Origin of the sequence: Kitasatospora sp. NPDC056783 (genome assembly GCF_042789895.1) — a bacterium.
Taxonomy (GTDB): Bacteria; Actinomycetota; Actinomycetes; order Streptomycetales; family Streptomycetaceae; genus Kitasatospora.
Genome location: NZ_JBHUAF010000596.1, coordinates 1 through 3,167, shown reverse-complemented (window position 1 = coordinate 3,167; position 3,167 = coordinate 1). Strand labels below are relative to the sequence as shown.

2 protein-coding genes are annotated in these 3,167 nt (G+C 71.9%); one reads left to right on the top strand and one right to left on the bottom strand.

Annotated features, from left to right (window positions below):
* Positions 1-507 (bottom strand): class I SAM-dependent methyltransferase (locus ACFRMQ_RS39620; RefSeq protein WP_380735753.1); only part of this gene is annotated, 507 nt, incomplete at its 3' end.
* A 283-nt stretch (positions 508-790) separates the two neighbouring features.
* On the opposite strand from ACFRMQ_RS39620, the gene ACFRMQ_RS39615 reads away from it, so the two are divergent.
* Positions 791-3,124 carry a glycosyl hydrolase family 18 protein gene (locus ACFRMQ_RS39615; RefSeq protein ID WP_380735752.1) on the top strand — a complete coding sequence of 778 codons (2,334 nt, stop codon included), beginning with the start codon at positions 791-793 and terminating at the stop codon, positions 3,122-3,124.
* Positions 3,125-3,167 lie beyond the last annotated feature (43 nt).

Here is a 3,167-nt window from a genome sequence, read left to right as displayed (position 1 = left end):
GGCCAGGTCGGCCAGGACGTCCTCCGGGGTGAACAGCGCCGCCGGGTCCTGCGGACCGCCGACGCCCTCGGTGAGGTTGCTCAGGTCGTGCCCGACGACCAGCAGGGTGCCGCCGGGGGCCAACGCGTCGGCGGCACGGCGCAGCGCGGCCCGGCGGTCCGCGGCGGGCAGCTGGAGGTAGGCGACCAGGACGAGGTCGTACCCGGGGGCGGGGGTGTCGACGGTGCGGGCGTCGCCGTGGCGCCAGGTGAGCCGGTCGGCGACCTCGTCGGGCAGGTCGGCGGTGAGCCGTTCGGCGCGTTCCAGCGCGACGGCGGAGAAGTCCAGGCCGGTGACCTCCCAGCCCTGGGTGGCCAGCCAGATGGCGTTGCGCCCCTCCCCCGCGGCCAGGTCGAGGGCGTGCCCGGGGGTGTGGCCGGTCAGTTCACGGACCACCCACCGGTTGGGCTCCGCACCCCACACCAGCTCGCTCGCGGCGTAGCGGTCGTCCCAGTCCTGGCTGTCCATTGCGCCTCCTCCGTTCGACGGGCCTGCTCGTACGGTCAACCTACCGGGCCGACGCTCCCGCGGCCGGGAACGTCCCAGCGGGCGGACACCCTTGACGGCGAATATTGGTCCAGTCCAATCTGTTCAGTCATGACGTGCACGGGTCGACCACCCGTCGCGTCCGAGCACCGCCCGTCCCACGCGTCACCAGCCCGCGCGCCCCCACCGCGCCCGGGCCGGCTCCCCAGGCCCACCCGGGCCGCAGCACCGCCGGAAACCCCCACACATCCGGAGGACCCACCGCATGCACGACCGTGTCCTGCCCGCACAGTCAGCCCACCCCGACGGGGAGCGCACCGGCCGCCGGGCCGCCCACCGCAGAAGGGCCACCGCGCTGGCGCTGGCCGCCACCCTGACCACCAGCGGCGCCGCGATCGCCCTGACCTTCGGCTCCGCCTCGGCCGCCCCGGTCAACCTGCTGTCCAACGGTGACTTCGAGACCGGCACCCTGGCCGGCTGGACCTGCTCCAACGGCTCGGTCGTCACCACCCCGGTGCACGGCGGGACCCGCGCGCTCAGCGGCGCCGCCTCGGCCTCCGACACCGCGCAGTGCCAGCAGACCGTCGCCGTCCAGCCGAACACCACGTACACCCTGTCCGGCTTCGTCCAGGGCAGCTACGTCTACCTGGGCGCCACCGGCACCGGAGTCAACTCCTCGGCCTGGTCGCCGGGCGGGACCGGCTGGAACCAGCTGAGCACCACCTTCACCACCGGTGCCACCACGAACTCCGTCACCGTCTTCACCCACGGCTGGTACGGCACCGGCACGTACTACGCGGACGACCTCACGCTGACCGGTCCGGCCGGCCCCACCCCGACCAGCAGCCCGACGCCGACCAACAGCCCCAGCCCCAGCAACAGCCCGTCGCCGACCAGCAGCCCCACCCCGACCAACAGCCCGACGCCGACCACCACCCCCACCTCGCCCACCCCGACCCCGACGGCCACCGCGAGCGGCCCGGCCGGGGACGGCAAGGTCACCACCCCGACCGGCTTCGCCGTCACCAAGACCACCTCCAACGCGGTGGTGCTCACCTGGCAGCCGGCCACGCTGACCAGCGGTGACGGCGTGGTCGCCTACAAGGTGTGGTCCAACGGCCAGCTGGTCGCCACCTCGATGGGCACCTCGGTCACGGTCAGCTCGCTGCTGCCGGGCAAGAGCTACACCTTCAGCGTCCAGGGCTACTCCGGCAGCCACGCCTCCGCCCAGTCGGCGCCGGTGTCCACCGCGACCTCCGCCGCCCCCGCGCAGCAGCAGCCGGTCCGCTCGGCGTACTTCGACCAGTGGGGCGTCTACGAGAACGCGTACAACGCGAAGAACGTCGACACCAGCGGCGCCGCGGGCAAGCTGGACGTCGTGCACTACGCGTTCGCCAACATCGACCCCACCAAGTTCACCTGTTTCCAGACGGTGAAGGCCTCCGACTCGGCCAACGAGTCCAACCCGAACGCGGGTGACGGCGCGGGCGACGCCTACGCCGACTACCAGGCCGACTACAGCGGCGCCACCAGCGTGGACGGCACCAGCGACACCTGGGAGCAGCCGCTCAAGGGCAACTTCAACCAGCTGCGCCAGCTGAAGGCCAAGTACCCGAACCTGCGGTACACCATCTCGATCGGCGGCTGGACGTACTCCAAGTACTTCTCCGACGCGGCCGCCACCGACTCCTCCCGGAAGGCCTTCGTCTCCTCCTGCGTCGACATGTTCCTCAAGGGGAACCTGCCGACCGGTGTCGCCGGTGACGCCTCCGGCGGCCAGGCCTCGGCGGCCGGCCTGTTCGACGGCATCGACCTCGACTGGGAGTACCCGGGCTCGGCCGGCGGCCACACCGGCAACCACTACTCCGCCGCCGACAAGCAGAACTTCACGCTGCTGCTCAAGGAGTTCCGCACCCAGCTGGACACCCTCGGCGCCGCCCAGGGCAAGCGCTACATCCTGAGCGCCGCGCTGCCCAGCGGCCAGGACAAGATCGCCCAGCTGGAGACCGACAAGATCGGCGCCTACCTGGACTACGCCGACGTGATGTCCTACGACATGCACGGCGCGTGGGACGCCACCGGCCCGACCAACCACCAGGACCCGCTGCACGACAGCCCGGCCGACCCGACCACGCCGATCACCCCGGGTGCCCGCAAGTACAACGTGGACACCACGCTCGCGGCGTACACCACCGGTCTGCCCGAGTACGGCATCCCCGGCGGTTTCCCGGCGAACAAGATCGTGCTGGGCATCCCGTTCTACTGGCGCGGCTGGACCGGCGTCCCGGCCGGCTCCAACTTCGGCCTGTACCAGAGCGCGACCGGCCCGACGGCCAAGAAGCCGCTGAGCCAGGAGGCCGGCCTGGCCGCCTGGAAGGAGCTCAACCTGACCGCGGCGCAGACCCACTGGGACCCGGTCACCGAGAGCAGCTGGGCCTACGACGGCACCAACTTCTGGACCGGTGACACCCCGCAGGCCGTCCAGGCGCGCGGTGCCTACGCCAAGAGCAAGGGCCTGGGCGGGCTGTTCGCCTTCTCCCTGGAGAACGACGACGCCTCCGCCACGATGCTCAACGCGATGGACTCCGCCCTTCGCTGAAGCCCATCGGGTGGGACGCAGTGAGTGACGGCCCGCGCGGAAC

Coding starts and splice junctions, on each gene's coding strand:
- ACFRMQ_RS39615 (WP_380735752.1), top strand. CDS start 791: ATGCACGACCGTGTCCTGCCCGCACAGTCAGCCCACCCCGACGGGGAG.